The organism is uncultured Parasphingorhabdus sp. (genome assembly GCF_963677535.2).
Taxonomy (GTDB): domain Bacteria; phylum Pseudomonadota; class Alphaproteobacteria; order Sphingomonadales; family Sphingomonadaceae; genus Parasphingorhabdus.
Map to the genome: position 1 here is coordinate 1,807,965 of NZ_CAXXUT010000003.1, position 15,318 is coordinate 1,823,282.

14 protein-coding genes and 1 tRNA gene are annotated in these 15,318 nt (G+C 59.1%); 9 read left to right on the forward strand and 6 right to left on the reverse strand.

Annotated elements, in window-relative coordinates:
* Window positions 1-297: 297 nt before the first annotated feature.
* From ACHZCJ_RS15820 to ACHZCJ_RS15855, 8 genes are all read left to right on the forward strand, one after another.
* Complete coding sequence (locus ACHZCJ_RS15820) at window positions 298-666, forward strand: BlaI/MecI/CopY family transcriptional regulator (RefSeq protein ID WP_321327516.1); 369 nt, start codon at window positions 298-300, stop codon at window positions 664-666.
* Window positions 663-2,456, forward strand: a complete 1,794-nt coding sequence (locus ACHZCJ_RS15825) for a M56 family metallopeptidase (RefSeq protein ID WP_321327518.1) — start codon at window positions 663-665, stop codon at window positions 2,454-2,456. The genes ACHZCJ_RS15820 and ACHZCJ_RS15825 overlap by 4 nt, the downstream gene beginning before the upstream one ends.
* Before the next feature lie 98 nt (window positions 2,457-2,554).
* The gene (locus tag ACHZCJ_RS15830; protein WP_321327519.1) at window positions 2,555-3,427 is read left to right on the forward strand and encodes an MBL fold metallo-hydrolase; all 873 of its coding nucleotides are present in this window, start codon (window positions 2,555-2,557) and stop codon (window positions 3,425-3,427) included.
* The gene (locus ACHZCJ_RS15835) at window positions 3,424-4,140 is read left to right on the forward strand and encodes a DUF4230 domain-containing protein (RefSeq protein ID WP_159644561.1); all 717 of its coding nucleotides are present in this window, start codon (window positions 3,424-3,426) and stop codon (window positions 4,138-4,140) included. The genes ACHZCJ_RS15830 and ACHZCJ_RS15835 overlap by 4 nt, the downstream gene beginning before the upstream one ends.
* A 2-nt stretch (window positions 4,141-4,142) precedes the next feature.
* The gene (locus tag ACHZCJ_RS15840) at window positions 4,143-5,216 is read left to right on the forward strand and encodes a kelch repeat-containing protein (protein ID WP_321327521.1); all 1,074 of its coding nucleotides are present in this window, start codon (window positions 4,143-4,145) and stop codon (window positions 5,214-5,216) included.
* Window positions 5,217-5,349: 133 nt separating this feature from the next.
* The gene (nadA, locus tag ACHZCJ_RS15845; protein ID WP_321327523.1) at window positions 5,350-6,363 is read left to right on the forward strand and encodes a quinolinate synthase NadA; all 1,014 of its coding nucleotides are present in this window, start codon (window positions 5,350-5,352) and stop codon (window positions 6,361-6,363) included.
* A gap of 4 nt (window positions 6,364-6,367) precedes the next feature.
* Window positions 6,368-7,228 (forward strand): carboxylating nicotinate-nucleotide diphosphorylase, encoded by an 861-nt coding sequence (gene nadC, locus ACHZCJ_RS15850; protein ID WP_321327524.1) that lies wholly within the window; start codon window positions 6,368-6,370, stop codon window positions 7,226-7,228.
* 91 nt (window positions 7,229-7,319) lie between these two features.
* Window positions 7,320-8,015: a ribonuclease T2 gene (locus ACHZCJ_RS15855; protein ID WP_321327526.1), complete on the forward strand. Its 696-nt coding sequence runs from the start codon at window positions 7,320-7,322 to the stop codon at window positions 8,013-8,015.
* Window positions 8,016-8,104: 89 nt separating this feature from the next.
* On the opposite strand, the gene ACHZCJ_RS15860 is transcribed toward ACHZCJ_RS15855, so the two are convergent.
* Genes ACHZCJ_RS15860 through ACHZCJ_RS15870 form a run of 3 tightly spaced genes read right to left on the reverse strand, consistent with a single transcriptional unit; the run spans window position 8,105 to window position 11,521 of the window.
* Complete coding sequence (locus ACHZCJ_RS15860) at window positions 8,105-8,527, reverse strand: DUF4112 domain-containing protein (RefSeq protein WP_159644532.1); 423 nt, start codon at window positions 8,525-8,527, stop codon at window positions 8,105-8,107.
* Between the two features lie 31 nt (window positions 8,528-8,558).
* A complete protein-coding gene (locus ACHZCJ_RS15865) occupies window positions 8,559-10,046 on the reverse strand; it encodes an ABC transporter substrate-binding protein (protein WP_394700151.1) in 1,488 nt (495 codons plus the stop codon).
* Window positions 10,043-11,521 (reverse strand): ABC transporter substrate-binding protein, encoded by a 1,479-nt coding sequence (locus ACHZCJ_RS15870; protein ID WP_394700152.1) that lies wholly within the window; start codon window positions 11,519-11,521, stop codon window positions 10,043-10,045. The genes ACHZCJ_RS15865 and ACHZCJ_RS15870 overlap by 4 nt, the downstream gene beginning before the upstream one ends.
* A gap of 142 nt (window positions 11,522-11,663) precedes the next feature.
* Here ACHZCJ_RS15870 and ACHZCJ_RS15875 point away from each other — a divergent pair, with 142 nt between their 5' ends.
* A complete protein-coding gene (locus ACHZCJ_RS15875; RefSeq protein ID WP_321327532.1) occupies window positions 11,664-12,845 on the forward strand; it encodes an acyl-CoA dehydrogenase family protein in 1,182 nt (393 codons plus the stop codon).
* 63 nt (window positions 12,846-12,908) lie between these two features.
* Here ACHZCJ_RS15875 and ACHZCJ_RS15880 read toward each other — a convergent pair.
* From ACHZCJ_RS15880 to rpsA, 3 genes are all read right to left on the reverse strand, one after another.
* A tRNA-Leu gene (locus ACHZCJ_RS15880) sits at window positions 12,909-12,995 on the reverse strand.
* 97 nt (window positions 12,996-13,092) lie between these two features.
* Window positions 13,093-13,374, reverse strand: a complete 282-nt coding sequence (locus ACHZCJ_RS15885) for an integration host factor subunit beta (protein ID WP_159644513.1) — start codon at window positions 13,372-13,374, stop codon at window positions 13,093-13,095.
* Between the two features lie 231 nt (window positions 13,375-13,605).
* Window positions 13,606-15,309, reverse strand: a complete 1,704-nt coding sequence (rpsA, locus tag ACHZCJ_RS15890) for a 30S ribosomal protein S1 (protein ID WP_159644511.1) — start codon at window positions 15,307-15,309, stop codon at window positions 13,606-13,608.
* Between the last annotated feature and the right edge of the window lie 9 nt (window positions 15,310-15,318).

The following is a 15,318-nucleotide window of genomic DNA, read 5'->3' on the forward strand; positions in this document are numbered from 1 at the left end:
CCTGCAAGGAGGTTTTGGGTGTGAAGTATTAAAGACACAATATACTTTGCATTCTCTGTGCCAGTTTTACAAAAACGATATAAAACAACGCAGTATAGGGTTTATCCGCTGTTAACCTTTGCCAGATTGTAAGATTTCCCGACAATGTGCCGTTGGGGCTGCGTACCTTTGCTTTTCGACAAACGGTCACCGGTCATCCACCAACAACATTAATCCCGGGGTTGATATTGTTTACATTCGTAGTCGATGAAACTACAGATGTAGTCACCGACGATTCTCAAGGGAGGGACCGATATCGTGAGCGAGCGCATTAGCGATGCTGAACATGCCGTGATGGAAGTCCTGTGGAAACGCGCGCCCATGACCGCCACGGAAGTAGCGGGACAGGTTGTTGCGGAAAAGGACTGGTCGCTTCAGACGGTCAAGACCCTGTTGTCCCGGCTGGCCGCGAAAGCAGTGGTCGGCACCGAACGCGACGGCCGTCGGTTTCTTTATTCTCCGCTGGTTGAGCGGGACGATTATCTTACCGGCGTATCCAGAAATTTTGTGGACCGGCTTTTCGGGGGAAAAGTCACACCATTGGTTGCGCATCTGGCCGAGGCCGATGAGTTGAGCGCCGATGACATCCGCGAAATCGAAGAGCTTTTGAGGGAGTTGAAAAAATGAGCGGCGAACTGAACCAGTGGATATGGGATACCATGGTGTCGATGACCTTGCTGATGGGGCTGGTGTTGATGATCCGCAAACCGGTCAGCCATTTTTTCGGCGCGCGTATTGCCTATCTGCTATGGATATTGCCGCTCGCACGTCTGTTCATGCCGACGTTGACCCTCGAGGCACCCGCTGCCACCGATCCCGCTGTCGCTCTGGCACCTATGGCACTGGGTTCAGAGATGGTCGCGACCGTGCCGGTAGAGACGAGCGCTTTCGCTGCGCTGGCATCGCTCGACTGGATGATGATCGCGATCATCGTCTGGCTTGGCGGGGCGGGCCTGCTGTTCATCAGCAAACTGGCCGCCTATCTCCAGTTCCGCGAGGATATCGTCTCCGACGGGCGTTTGATCGGACGCCACGAGAATATCAAGATTCTGGAAACCGCAGCGATCAGTGGTCCGCTGGCTTTCGGTCTGCTTGAAAAATATATCGCCGTTCCCACCAATTTCTTTCGTGACTATGCGCCGCGCGAACGGGAACTGGCGCTGGAGCATGAAATTGCCCATCATGAATCGGGCGATCTGGCCGCCAATTTCATCGGACTGACAATCTTGTCGCTGCACTGGTTCAATCCGGTTGCCTGGTTTTCCTGGATCGCCTTCCGGCAGGATCAGGAAACCGCATGCGACGCGCGTATCCTGGCGCAAAGCGGCCGCGAAGTCCGCGCCGTATATGGCCGGACGATCGCCAAATCGGTTTCCGGTCATCGCCTCGGCCTCGCCAGTCCGCTAAATCAGAAGGACAAGATCAAAGGGCGTCTCAAGATGCTCGGTCGATCGGAAAAATCTTCGCTGCGGCGGAAGCTGGGCGCCGGGCTGGTCGCGATCGGTACCGTGGTGACATTGCCGCTGACCGCAACCATTACATATGCCGAGGCTGTCGATCCGCTGGATGTTTCCGAACCACTGGCGCCGGTCGCACCCGCTGTGCCACCAGCACCGCTCGCGCCGACAGCACCGCTTCCTCCGGCGGCTCCCGTTGCGCCGGCTGCGCCGGCCACCGATAGCGATTCGATTAACATCACGATGCTCAACGGTCGCAAAAATCCCGATATCTCGAAAGATTATGTGCACAAGGTCAAGCATAATGGCAGAACCGTCATTCTGCGCACGGACAAGAAGCTGAGCGAAAAGGAGATTCACAAGCTGGTAGCCGAAGCCGAAGCGTCGCGTCTGGCGGCGGACAAGGCTCTGCGCGACAGCGGCCTGGATCGGAAGGACAGGGATTCGACCATGCGCAAGGTGGAACGGGAACTGGCTGCAGCGGAAAAGGAAATGGAGCAGCAGTGGCAGGAAGCCCGGCTAGAGGTTCGCGAAGCGATGCGCGAAGCGGATCAAGCCAGACGCGAGGCTTTGGCGGGAGCCCGGGAAACGCAGCGCGAGGCTTTGGAGGAAATGGCACCCGTTTCGCGCCTCTCGTCGATATTCTATACCAAGGGACGCTCAGTGCCTTCTGCCACCAGCGTCAAGATCAAAGGCCCCGATTGCGTTGCGATGAACAAGCAGATCGCGATGGGCGGTGAGAATGGACTGGCGAGCCAAGCCTGGGCGGTGGTGGCCGGATGCGGCGGGTTTGAAGTCAAGATCGACAAGGCCGCAATACTTGGCGCGGCCTTGAAAGGCCTGAAAAAAGAGCGGGCCGAAGTGGAAAAATGCCACGATAGCGATCCCGACCGTACCAGAAAGATCAAGGAAATCGACCATAGCATCGCAAAAGTCAAAGCCGAGATGGCAATGATATAGGCCGGGGAAGCCGTATATCACGGGAATAAGGGCGGTGTGCGTGGCAGGCCGCCCTTTTTCGTGGTTGTTTTATGGCCCGAATATGCCACATCAGGTCCATGGACTTTGACCCTTCAAAATATCCCACCGGTCTGTGCGAACAGATGGAACCTCTGGTGGCCCGCGTGCTGGCCGGCAATCCCAGCCCCTATACCTATACCGGCACCCAGACCTATATCGTCGGCAATGGATCGGATCGGGCGGTTATCGACCCCGGACCCGCCATGGACGAGCATATCGATGCGATAATCGCAGCGGTTGGCGAGGCCAAAATCAGTGCGATCATGTGCACCCACACCCATCGCGATCATAGTCCCGCCGCCGCGCCGCTGGCAGCGCGCACCGGCGCGCCAATCATCGGCTGTGCGCCGCTGGTACTGGCCGACGACGGACCGCGGGCCGACGAGAGTTTTGACAAGGAATATAAGCCAGACCGTGTGCTTACCGATGGCGAGACGGTCTCCGGCGACGGCTGGACCATCGAAGCGGTGGCGACGCCCGGCCATACGTCCAATCATCTCTGCCTCGCGGTGCAGGAATCCGGCGCGATGTTCACCGGCGACCATGTCATGGCCTGGTCGACCAGCGTCATTGTTCCGCCCGACGGTGATATGGCTGACTATATGGCGAGTCTGCAGAAGCTTTATGAGCGCGAGGACAAGGTCTATTATCCCGCTCACGGCAAGAAAGTGACCAACCCGCGCCAGCTGGTGCGCGGGATGATGGGCCATCGCAAACAGCGCGAACGGCAGATATTGAAGCTGCTCGGAGAAGGTCCGGCGGTTATTACGGACATGGTTCCGCGCATGTACAAGGGGCTTGATCCAAGGCTGAACGGCGCCGCGGGGCAATCGGTGCGCGCGCATCTGATCGACCTGCAGAAAAAGGGGCAGGTGACCCAGTCCGATGATGTCTGGGCGCTGAGCGGATGACGGTCGAAAAGTTACGGCGTCTCTGGGTTCCGGTTGCTGTTACCGGCGTGATATTCATCATTCTCGGTACCTTGGCCTGGCTGCTTTTAACCCGTGTCGAAAACAGCATGGCGCCCGATCCGGTGACGATTGCCAATGCCAGCCTGACCAATATGCAGGAACAGAACCGGTTAACGGTCTTCTCCGCCAGCTACAATGCTACCGTCACCACCACCGTGACCAAATTGGGGCTGTCCGCGCGCAAGACCCTGATCATGCCCGGGACGGTCCGCTACGAGCTCGATCTGGCCAAGCTCGGCGCCGATGATGTCCGCTGGGATGCTCGCGACAACACGCTGTATGTCGAGATCCCGGCGATCGAAATCGCCCGGCCCGAGGTGCATATCGAGCAGATCCAGACCTATGATGACGGCGGCATATTGATGGCGCTGACCGATGCAGAAAATGTCCTCGATCAGGCCAACCGCAAGAAAGGCATTGCGGAACTCGCCGAACAGGCGAAAAATCCGGTTCAGCTGCGTCTCGCCCGGGAAGCCGCGCGCCGTGCGGTGCGGCATAATTTCGCCGTGCCGTTGCAGACCGCCGGCGTGGAAGCAAAGATTGACGCATTTTTTCCTTATGAGCGCAGCCGTTACAAGGAGCGGTGGGACTATTCGCGTCCGATCCAGGATGTTCTGGCGGAACAAAGACAGAAAAGGGACACGGGAGAGTGACAATGCGGGGCATGGCATGGACGGCGATTCTGTTGGGCGGATTGATGTTGACCGGATGCGAGCGCAGCCCGCAACCGGAGCAGCAGTCAGAAATTGCCGACTTCGCGCTGCCCGAACCGATCAGCAATAATGCCGTGGCGGTGGCGGACGGGCCGGAAGGTCCGACCCTCTACAGTTTCAATGGCCTCAAAGCCGGCAAAAGCTGGAAAGATACCAGCAACGCTGCCTTTGCCTGTGTGCTCGCGACCGAAACCTGCAAGACGATCGCGTCCGTCCCGGTCAGGGAAGGGCGCCTGGCCAGTGCGGCGGTGACCGTAGCGGGAAAAATCTATATTTTCGGCGGCTATACGGTTGCGCCCAATGGCGACGAGCTGTCCACGCCCGAGGTTTTTGCCTATGATCCGGCGACCGGCCGCTATGAACAAATGGCTGATATGCCAACCCCGGTCGATGACGCGCTTGCTGTGCCCTACCAGAACCGGTTCATTTATCTGGTCTCCGGTTGGCACGACGAGGGCAATGTCAGCGTGGTGCAAATGTTCGATACGCAAACCGGCGCCTGGACCGAGGCGTCTCCCTTTCCCGGAACGCCTGTCTTTGGCCATAGCGGCGGCATAGCAGGCAACAGCATCATCGTCACCGACGGGGTGGCCTCGGTTCTGGATGACGGCAAACGGAAATTTGTCGCAGCAAAGCTGACATGGCGCGGGGATATCAACCCGCAAAATCCCACGCAGATCAGCTGGCGCGGGGTGAATGCCCATTCCGGTCAGGCAAAATACCGGATGGCGGCGATTGGCGACGAGGCCGGGCAGCGGATCATTTTCGCCGGCGGCGGCGACAATCCCTATAATTATGACGGCATCGGCTATGACGGGGTGCCGGCGAAACCATTGGGCGGCTTTTTCGCCTATGATCTGAAAAGCGACCGATGGTTGGAACTGGGGCGGCTGGCCGAGCCGAGCATGGATCATCGCGGCCTCGCGAAGGCTGGCGCGGACTATTATATCGTGGGTGGCATGGATGCGGAGCAGAAGGTTATCGACCGGATTGTCAAATTCCGTATCAGCAATTGATTTCCTTTGGACGGTGACTTGCCCTAAACTAGTCGGGAATCAGAAACTCCGTTCGCCCTGAGCCTGTCTAAGGGCGGCAAGAGCATGTTTCGACAAGCTCGACAGGAACGGAACAGGAAATAGGAAGAGTATAATGGATGCACGTGGTGGAATTGGTGGCAGCTTGGCCGGGGTCGACATTGTCGAGGAAATCAACAAGCTGCGCAAGGAGCGCAACGCGATCATCCTTGCCCATTATTACCAGAAACCGGAAATCCAAGATATCGCTGACTTTGTCGGCGACAGTCTGGAATTGTCCCGCAAGGCCGCGGAAACCGATGCCGATGTGATTGCCTTTTGCGGTGTGAAATTCATGGCCGAAACCGCGAAAATCCTGTCGCCGGAGAAGATTGTCGTGCTGCCGGACATGGACGCCGGCTGCTCACTGGAAGACAGTTGTCCGCCGGACAAGTTCAAGGCGTTCCGCGACGAGCATCCCGATCATATCGCGCTGACCTATATCAATTGCTCGGCCGAGGTGAAGGCGCTCAGCGACATCATCGTCACCAGCTCATCGGCGGAACATATTCTCTCGCAGATCCCGCTCGACCAGAAAATCATCTTTGGCCCGGACAAGCATCTCGGCGGCTATATCGCGAAGAAAACCGGGCGTGACATGCTGCTCTGGCCCGGTGTCTGCATCGTCCACGAAGCGTTTAGCGAGACCGAATTGCTCAAGCTGCAGGCCCAGCATCCCGGCGCGCCGGTTGCTGCGCATCCCGAATGCCCCGCCTATATTCTCGATCACGCCGACATGGTCGGCTCGACCAGCGCGATCCTGAAATATGCGAAGTCATTCGAAGGCGACACGATCATCATCGCCACCGAACCGCATATCATCCATCAGATGGAAAAGGCGGTGCCGGAGAAGAATTTTATCGGCGCGCCCGGGGCGGACGGCAACTGCAACTGCAATATCTGTCCCTATATGGCGCTCAACACGATGGAGAAGCTCTATGTGGCGCTGCGTGACCTCGAACCACGCATCGAGATGGACGAGGAACTGCGCCTGCAGGCCCGCAAGTCGATCGACAAGATGATGGAAATGGCGAGCGCAACGGTCGGGCAGGGGGACCTGGGGCCGACTGGTCTTGCGCATAAAGGGTAAGGGGGTGACCTTCACCCTCGACCGTTTCGATCTCGACGCTTTCGTCGCAGCCACGCTCACCGAAGACCTCGGCGCCCCTTATGGGGCAGGGGGGCGCGATGTTACGTCGGAAGCCGTCATCCCCGCCGATGCGATATTCTCCGGTGTGATGGACAGTCGCCACGATGCGGTGATCGCCGGGCTGCCGATTGCCGAGGCTTTTTTCCGCTATCTTGATCCGAATGTCGAGATTGAAACTCTGGTTGCTGAAGGCGAGGCGGTACAGGCAGGCACCGATATCATGCGTCTGAAAGGCAAGGGCCGCGCAATGCTGACCGCCGAACGCAGCGCGCTCAACACGGTGCAGCATCTGACCGGTATCGCGACCATGACCAACGAATATGTCCGGAAAATCACAGGCACGAGTTGCACTTTGCTCGACACGCGCAAGACAATCCCCGGTCTGCGGGTGCTGGAGAAATATGCGACGCGGATGGGCGGAGCGCAAAACCACCGCATGGGCCTGTGGGACGCGGCGATGATCAAGGACAATCATGTCGCGGTCGCTGGTTCTGTCGGCGAAGCGGTCCGACGCGCCAAGGAAGCGGGCGTCGAGAATATCATTTGTGAAGTCGACCGGGTCGACCAGATCGAACCGGCGCTGGCGGCAGGCGCGACGCATTTGCTGCTCGACAATATGGAACCGGCGACCCTGCGCGGCGCGGTGACTTTGATCGGCGGTCGTGTGGCGACCGAAGCGAGCGGCGGCGTGACGCTGGAGACGATCCGCGACAAGGCGGAAACGGGCGTTGATTTTATTTCGGTGGGGCGTTTGACACAATCGGCACCGGCGGCGGATATCGGGCTGGATTTTGAGCAGGTATAGCAATCGTCATCCCGGCGAAGGCCGGGATCGAGGGCAATCGTCCGCGCTACGTGAAACGCGGGTCAGGCCCCAGCCTTCGCTGGGGCGACCAGTGGCTTTATTGCTGTTTTTGGCTATGGCCGCGACCCCCGCCCAAGCCCAATCCTACCAGTGCAGCCCGCCATCCGGCCTCAGCGCGCCCGCCGAGCGCAAGCCGGCCTCCGAACCGCGCCGGCTTACGCCCGTTACCAGCTATACGCTGGCGCTCAGCTGGTCGCCGGAATATTGCCGCACCCGCAAGGACAGCCGCCGCGACAAGACCCAGTGCAGCGGAGACGATGGCAGTTTTGGCTTCATTCTCCATGGCCTGTGGCCCGACACGCGCGGGCCGGCCTATCCGCAATATTGCGCGCCGACCCGGGCGCTGCCGCCTGCTGTGGTGAAGCGCAATTTCTGCATGATGCCGTCGACCAGGATGATGGCGCATGAATGGGCCAAGCACGGGACCTGCATGACCAGACGGCCCGAGACCTATTTCCGCGTGTCGCGGATCATGTTTGACGCGGTGCGTTTCCCCGATATGGATCGCTTGTCGCGCAAGCCGCTGACGGCAGGCCAGTTCCGCAACGCCTTCGCCGCGGCGAATGAGGGGCTGCAGCCCGATATGCTGCGGCTAAAAATTAACCAGCGCGGCTGGTTGCAGGAAGTGAAACTCTGTCTCGGCAGGAGTTTCCGGCCGCAGCGCTGCCCGGCCTATATGCAGACGACGGGGGACGATATGCCGGTCAAGATCTGGCGCGGGGGGTGATTTACCGATCTCTGGGCAAAGACCTACAGCTCCGCCGGTAACAGGAGGGCGTGCGACCAGGGCTCCGCATCAAGGGCGAAGCACGGCCATCAACCCTCCAGCGTCCGTGTGCCGGGGTGATGCTTGTCGAGATGCTTGCGGATGATCTTCAGATTCTTGCTGTTCGAACGCCAGAAAAAGTCGAACACATCGCCGGCGAAAGGAATGGCACCGAGCGCCGTATCGATGCCGACATTGGCCGCCATGCGGGTCAGTTGCAGCTTGGACATGCCCAGATTGCGCGCTTCCCAGACAATATAGGCACCCATGAGGGCGGTGACGATGTCACCGACCACAGGGACCAGTCCGACGATGGAATCGACGCCAATCGGGCGATTGATGCCAGGGATTACGAAGGCGCGCTCCAGCACTTTTTCCATAGCTTCGACGCGGGTGCGCACCGCTTGCGGATCGCGGCTGACATCGGGCAATTGCTCGGCGAGGCGTTTTAACTGTTCTTCGGAAATGGCCATGCGACCTCCCTGTCTTAGACTACTCACACAGTCAGGATATGGGTATGCCGACCAGATTATTCAATGGATGCCATCCGCGCGGGTTCACCGCAAAGCCGCGCTGTCCCGGCCGGGCGATGGACCAGCGGATCGGAACCGCAATCGGTATGAAATTATAATGATCCACCAGCATGATCTCGACCTCGGCATAAAGCCGTGCCTTGATCTGCAAATTGGTTGCAGCATCCGCTGCAGCGATTCTTGAATCTGCGTCATTCAGACAGACCGTCGTCTTGAAGCAGGTGAATTGCTTCAGGAACCATTGGGCGCTGTCATAGGGAGCGATTTCGTCCAGCAGTTGCACATGCGCTTTCTGGTCAAGCGCGACCTTTCGGGCATCCAGCCCCACTCTCCGGAGATCGGACTGGATACGCTTGAAGAATATATCGGCGCCGGCTGCATCGGGCAGCGCGATAGCCAGTGGCACGACCGGCCCTTCGGAGGCTTTCCAGCGACTGACATGGTTTCGGGCAAAGACGATCCGGTCCTGCATGGTCATGCCGGCCCAGTCGGGATAGGCGCTGATGCCGTCGACGTCGAGCGCTTCGGGGATGATCTTGAGCCGGCTTTGCCATGCGCTGACACCCGGAAAGGAGGTCAGCAAGGCCGGGCGGTTGATCGCCATCGCCAGTATTTCCCGATTGCCGGGTACCGCCCAGAAGCCCTCGGCGCGGACGAAACGTAGCCCGAACAGGCCAGCGACCGGATCGAGACGCAGGTCTCCGCTGCTGATGTCGCCGGCATCGACCAGCGGCAGGTGATGATATTTGCCGTTCAGCACCACTTGCACGCCGCCGGCACGATATCGGGCGATCGCCGTGGCGGCGGGGTCGCTGCTCAAGGAAACCCAGCGGTCATCTTCATCCTCTTCATCCTCTCCCTCCTGCGAGGGTTCGTCGAAGCGGGTCAGCTTGATTCCATTGTCTTCGCTCAAGAGGCGCATCGGGCCAGCGCCATGGCCAGCCCGAAACAGGCCGAGTTCGGGCTGGGCGAGCAGTTGCAGGAAATTGGGATGCGGCGCATCCAGCTTGATCTCGATCACCCGGCCGGTCATCGAAACGACCTCGTCGACCACGGACACGTCATATTGCAGCCGGCTTTTGCGCAATTCGGAGAAACGCTCGCGCAGCAGCCGCGCCACCCGCTCGGCCGTGATCTGGCGGCCATCATCCCATTTCGCGTCGTACAGGCGAAAAATATAGCTCAGACCATCGTCGGAAACGATCCATCGGGCGGCCAGTGCAGGGACGACCCGGCCTTCGGCATCGAGACCGACAAGCCCCTTGGCGATCGCCGCGCGCATGGTGGATGAGGAAAAGTTCAGCCTTGTACCGACCGGATTGATCCGCACCGGCGCGTCCTCGATCACCGTGACTCTTACCTGATCCTCGTCACCGGCGAAACCGCAGGCCGTCAGCAGCGGTATCGCAAGGAACGCGGAGAGAAGATTCTGCCAATATCCAGATCGAAAACCCATCATGGCCTTATACGCAGAGTGTAGCTGGGATGCACATTGGAAATATTATCTTCCCATCCGGCAATGCGTTTTGCAACCAGGCTGCGGGTGACGTAGAAATAGAGCGGCAGAACCGGCATGTCGGCAATCAGCATGGTTTCGGCCTGCTGCATCAGAGATTGGCGCTTTGCAGGATCCGGCTCGGCTATCGCCCGCGCCAGAACCCGGTCATAGTCCGGATTTGCATAGCCAGAGTAATTGCCCGCGCCATTGGCTTGCTGATGCACCAGCAGAAAATTTTCCGGCGTCGGCAGATCCGCAATCCAGCCGGAGCGGGCGAGCGAAAATTCGTGGCGGCGCAGTGCGGCAAAATGGAGGGCAGCCTCGCTGTTGAACAGGCTGGCCTCGACCGCGAGCGGCTGCCACATGGCGGCCAGGGCAACGGCAACCCGGCGATGTTCGGCGGAACTGTTGAAGCGGATTTCGAACCGCAAGGGACTGGATGCATCATAGCCGGCATCCTCCAGCAAGGCCCGCGCGGCCTGCAAGCGTTTCTCCCGCGGCCAGTCAGCCCAAGCGGGTCTTGCCGGTTCCGCTCCGGCAAGACCGGGGGGGAGCAGGCCCCATGCCGGAATATTGCCGACACCGATCACCTTGCCGGCTATCCATTCGCGCTCGACCGCCATCGACAGCGCCAGCCGGACCTTTCGGTCATCAAAGGGCGGAATGCGGGTGTTGAACGCGAAATAATAGCTGCCGAGATAGGGCACGCTGTGGGTGAGGTCCGGATGTTTGTTCTCCAGCCACTGGTGCCGGCTCGCCGGATAGTCGGCCGCGATATCCGCGCCACCGGACAGAAACAGGCGCATGGCCGATAGGCTGTCATCCATCGGTTTCCAGATGATGGTCGGAGTTGGCGCGGCCTGATCGTGCCACCGTGGATTGCGCTCCAGCCGGGCATGGTCGTTCAGTTTCCATTCCGCCAGTCGATAGGGGCCGCTGACAATCATCGGTCGGTCGGAGGTCCATTGGTCCCCGGCCTCGCTGATCCGGTGAAGGGGGATTGCGGCCATGGCGGGATGGGCCAGCAGGGCGGGCAGGGCAGGATCAGGGGAGGCCAGGTTGATCAGCAGCCTGGACCCGTCGACCGCTTGGACCGCGATAATATTGCCGAACAGGGATTTTGCCGGCGCCGCCGTGCCGGGGGCGCGCAACCGCTGCCATAGCGCCGGAAAAAGGCTCGCATCAAAAGCTGTGCCATCGGAAAATTGGAGCTTTGGCCGCAAATTGAACGTCCAGTTCAGGCCGCTCTCGTCAGTTTCCCAGTTGCGGGCCAGTCCCGCTACTGCTTTTCCCGCGCCATTCAGTCGCGTCAGGCCCTCGAACTGGTCTGCGGCAACCCGGAGTGATGACAGATCTGAGATTTTCTGCGGGTCGAGACCCTTGATCTCCGAATCGGACAAGCGGACGATTTGCGCCGGGCCGGGCGCGCTGTCCACCGCCGGACCTCTTTCGCACGAGATCAGCAGCAGGCAGGTGCAGAGAAGAGCGATAAAGCGCATATGACCCATCTAGATGGTTTTGCCGCCTCGACAAAGCGTAACTCTTGTGCTTGTTCGTGGCACTTGGGAGAAATGCTGCATGTCCGGTTTAGATTATGATATTTTCAGTATCGGCGAGGTCGGCCACAAGATACTGGTTTTGCTCCCCGAAATTTCGGCGCGCGCCGAGGAAACCGAACAGGCACGGCGCTTGCCGGCCGATCTGGCCGCGAAACTGGCTGCTGCCGGAGCCTTCAATCTTTCCAAACCGGCGGCGATCGGCGGACTGGAACTGGATCCGCTCGACTTTATGAAAATCGTCGCAACGGTTGCCGGGGCAGATGCCAGTGCCGGATGGTGCGTGATGATTGCGGTGACTTCCACCCTTGGCGCCGCCTATATGCCGGAACCAGCAGCGCGCGAAATCTTCGGGGCCGACGATGTCATCACCGGCGGTGTGTTTGCGCCGATGGGAAAGGCCGAGGACAGGGGCGATCATTATCTGCTCAGCGGCCAGTGGCAGTGGGGGTCGGGTTCGGCCAATTGTTCGTGGCTGGGCGGCGGCGCGATGATCTTCAAGGATGGCGAACTGCAGAAATTCGACAATGGCGCGCCCTATCACCGGATGTTGTTCTTCCCGGCGACAGAGGCTTCCTTCATCGACAGTTGGCATGTCGCGGGATTGAAGGGCACCGGTTCGGGTGATTTCTCCGTCGAGGGGGTGAAAGTCCCCAAGCAGCGTAGCGTCTCCTTTGTCGGTGACCGGCCACGCGATCCGGGCGCTTTGTACAAATTCCCGCTTTTTGGCCTGCTGGCGCTCGGCGTTTCGTCGGTCGCGCTGGGAAATGCCCGGGCTGCCCTCGAAGAAATCCATATGATGGTGATGAGCAAGAAAACGCCCGGTGGTGGCCGGTCGATGGCGCAGCGGGCCACCGTACAGGCAGATCTGGCGCGGGCCACCGCATCGCTTTCCGGCGCATTCGGCTATCTGGAAAATGCCATTGCCGGTTGTTGGGCCGAAGCGCGGGGCAGCGCGGAAATATCCGTCAAGGGGCGAGCCAATTTGCGCCTGGCCTGCGCTCATGCAACCGAAATCTCTGCCGAAGTCTGCAAAACGGCCTATACGCTCGGCGGCGGCAGCGCTGTTTATTCGGACAACAGCCTGCAACGCCGGTTCCGCGATGCTCATGTCGCGACCCAGCATATCGCAACCGCTCCTGCAGTGTTTGAAACAGCGGGCCGGGTCTTGCTGGATCAACCCGCTGACTTGGCGATGCTGTAGATATTGGTCAAATGTCGGCAATCCTGTCCGACTTAGCCGGGCAGATTGCCGGATTGTCAAAACTGGTGCGGACGGCGGGACTCGAACCCGCACACCCATTTCGGATAGCAGATTTTAAGTCTGCTGCGTCTACCATTTCGCCACGTCCGCACCGGTAGCTCCGGCCTGAAGCCGGAGCCTAGCGACAAGCATTATTGCGCGCGCGCGGTCAAGTGCGCAGACGCAAAATATCGGAATATTTCGAAAATCAGTCTTCGTTCAGCCGCTCGCGGATTTCCTTGCCCGGCTTGAAATAGGGCACCCGCTTGGCCGGAACCTCCACCGATTCCCCGGTGCGCGGGTTGCGGCCGATGCGGGGATTGCGCTGGCGGGTCGAGAAAGCGCCGAATCCGCGAAGTTCCACGCGCCCGCCTTCAGCCAGTTTCTGGCTGATCTGGTTGAAAAACAGGTCGACTATTTTCTCGATTTCATCCGGCTTCAATTCCGGATTTTCTTCAGCCAGTTTTTCCAGTAATTCAGAACGTATCATCGGTGCGCCTTTCCGATTTCCGGTCGATCCAGTGAACTTCCTTGCAGGAAACTTTCGGAATCGGGCGGTCAGTCAATTTCCAGACTCTAATTGATGCCAGAAATTATGTCTATTTTCAATGGCCTTGGCAACCTTGTCAGAAAATCGACCTGAAATGGGATATGCAAAAGAAAAAGCCCGCCCCGATGAGAGGGCGGGCTTTTCCGCTAAATCCAAGCTGTGATGGAAGAACTATTCTTCTTTCTTTTTCAGCGCGGCGCCGAGGATGTCGCCGAGGCTTGCGCCGGAATCGGTCGAACCGAACTGTTCCACAGCCTGCTTCTCTTCTGCCAGCTGATGCGCCTTGATCGAGAAGTTCGGTTTCTTCGAGCGGTCGAAGCCGGTGATCATCGCGTCGAGCTTCTGGCCAACCTGGAAACGGTCGGGACGCTGTTCGTCGCGGTCGCGGCCCAGATCGCTGCGCTTGATGAAGCCGGTTGCGCCATCGTCGCCCATCTGGACTTCGAGACCACCATCGCGAACTTCGAGAACGGTAACGGTTGCGACCGAACCCTTCTTGAGGCCGCCGGTATCGGCACCGCCCATGGCAGGCGCACCTTTTTCAAGCTGTTTCATGCCAAGCGAAATGCGTTCTTTTTCAACATCGATGTCGAGAACGATTGCTTTGACCTGCTCGCCCTTATGGTGAAGGTTGAGCGCATCTTCGCCGGAAATACCCCATGCGATGTCGGACATGTGAACCATGCCGTCAACGTCGCCTTCCAGCCCGATGAACAGACCGAATTCGGTAGCATTTTTGACTTCGCCTTCAACGGTGGCGCCGATTGGGTGCGTATCAGCAAAATCGGTCCACGGGTTCGACTGGGCCTGTTTGAGGCCAAGCGAGATACGGCGTTTCTCGGTATCGACTTCGAGAACGATGACTTCCACTTCCTGCGAGGTGGAAACGATCTTGCCCGGGTGGACGTTCTTCTTGGTCCAGCTCATTTCCGAAACGTGGACAAGGCCTTCGATGCCTGGTTCCAGTTCGACAAATGCGCCATATTCGGTGATGTTGGTGACCGAACCGGTAAGCTTGGTGCCAACCGCATATTTTTCGGTTGCGCTGTCCCATGGATCGCTCTCGAGCTGTTTCATGCCAAGCGAGATGCGTTGCGTGTCCTTGTTGATCTTGATGATCTGGACTTTCAGCGTGTCGCCGATGTTGATCATCTCGTTCGGGTGGTTGACCCGCTTGTAGCTAAGATCGGTAACATGGAGCAGACCGTCGATACCGCCGAGATCAACGAACGCACCATAATCGGTGATATTCTTGACCACGCCTTCGGTAACCTGACCTTCAGCCAGCGACTCGATAAGACCGCTGCGCTGTTCGGCGCGGGTTTCTTCGAGAATGGCGCGACGCGAAACAACGATATTGCCCCGCTTGCGATCCATCTTGAGGATCTGGAAAGGCTGGGCGATGTCCATCAGCGGGGTCACGTCGCGCACGGGGCGGACATCGACCTGGCTGCCGGGCAGGAAGGCGACGGCGCCGTCGAGGTCGACCGTGAAGCCACCCTTGACGCGACCGAAGATAATGCCTTCGACGCGATTGCCTTCGTCATATTCTTTTTCCAGCTTGTCCCAGCTTGCTTCGCGGCGGGCGCGATCGCGGGACAGCATGGCTTCGCCGTTCACATTTTCGATGCGGTCGACATAGACTTCGACTTCGTCACCGATGGAAATGTCGGCTTTCTGACCGGGAGCGGCGAATTCGCGCAGCGCTACACGGCCTTCTGATTTCAATCCTACATCGATGACAGCCATGTCGTTTTCGATGCCGGTTACGGTGCCTTTGACGACGCGGCCTTCAAAGCCCTGGTCTTCGCCACCGAGTGATTCGTTTAACATTGCCGCGAAATCGTCGCGGGTTGGAAATGCCGTTGAGGCCATATGGTTTAT

Bases quoted from the DNA above. Each gene is read 5' to 3' on its own strand.
- ACHZCJ_RS15825 (WP_321327518.1), top strand. From the start codon at position 663: ATGAGCGGCGAACTGAACCAGTGGATATGGGATACCATGGTGTCGATG.
- ACHZCJ_RS15830 (WP_321327519.1), top strand. From the start codon at position 2,555: ATGGACTTTGACCCTTCAAAATATCCCACCGGTCTGTGCGAACAGATG.
- ACHZCJ_RS15835 (WP_159644561.1), top strand. From the start codon at position 3,424: ATGACGGTCGAAAAGTTACGGCGTCTCTGGGTTCCGGTTGCTGTTACC.
- ACHZCJ_RS15840 (WP_321327521.1), top strand. From the start codon at position 4,143: ATGCGGGGCATGGCATGGACGGCGATTCTGTTGGGCGGATTGATGTTG.
- nadA (WP_321327523.1), top strand. From the start codon at position 5,350: ATGGATGCACGTGGTGGAATTGGTGGCAGCTTGGCCGGGGTCGACATT.
- ACHZCJ_RS15860 (WP_159644532.1), bottom strand. From the start codon at position 8,527: ATGGCCATTTCCGAAGAACAGTTAAAACGCCTCGCCGAGCAATTGCCC.
- ACHZCJ_RS15865 (WP_394700151.1), bottom strand. From the start codon at position 10,046: ATGATGGGTTTTCGATCTGGATATTGGCAGAATCTTCTCTCCGCGTTC.
- ACHZCJ_RS15875 (WP_321327532.1), top strand. From the start codon at position 11,664: ATGTCCGGTTTAGATTATGATATTTTCAGTATCGGCGAGGTCGGCCAC.
- ACHZCJ_RS15885 (WP_159644513.1), bottom strand. From the start codon at position 13,374: ATGATACGTTCTGAATTACTGGAAAAACTGGCTGAAGAAAATCCGGAA.
- rpsA (WP_159644511.1), bottom strand. From the start codon at position 15,309: ATGGCCTCAACGGCATTTCCAACCCGCGACGATTTCGCGGCAATGTTA.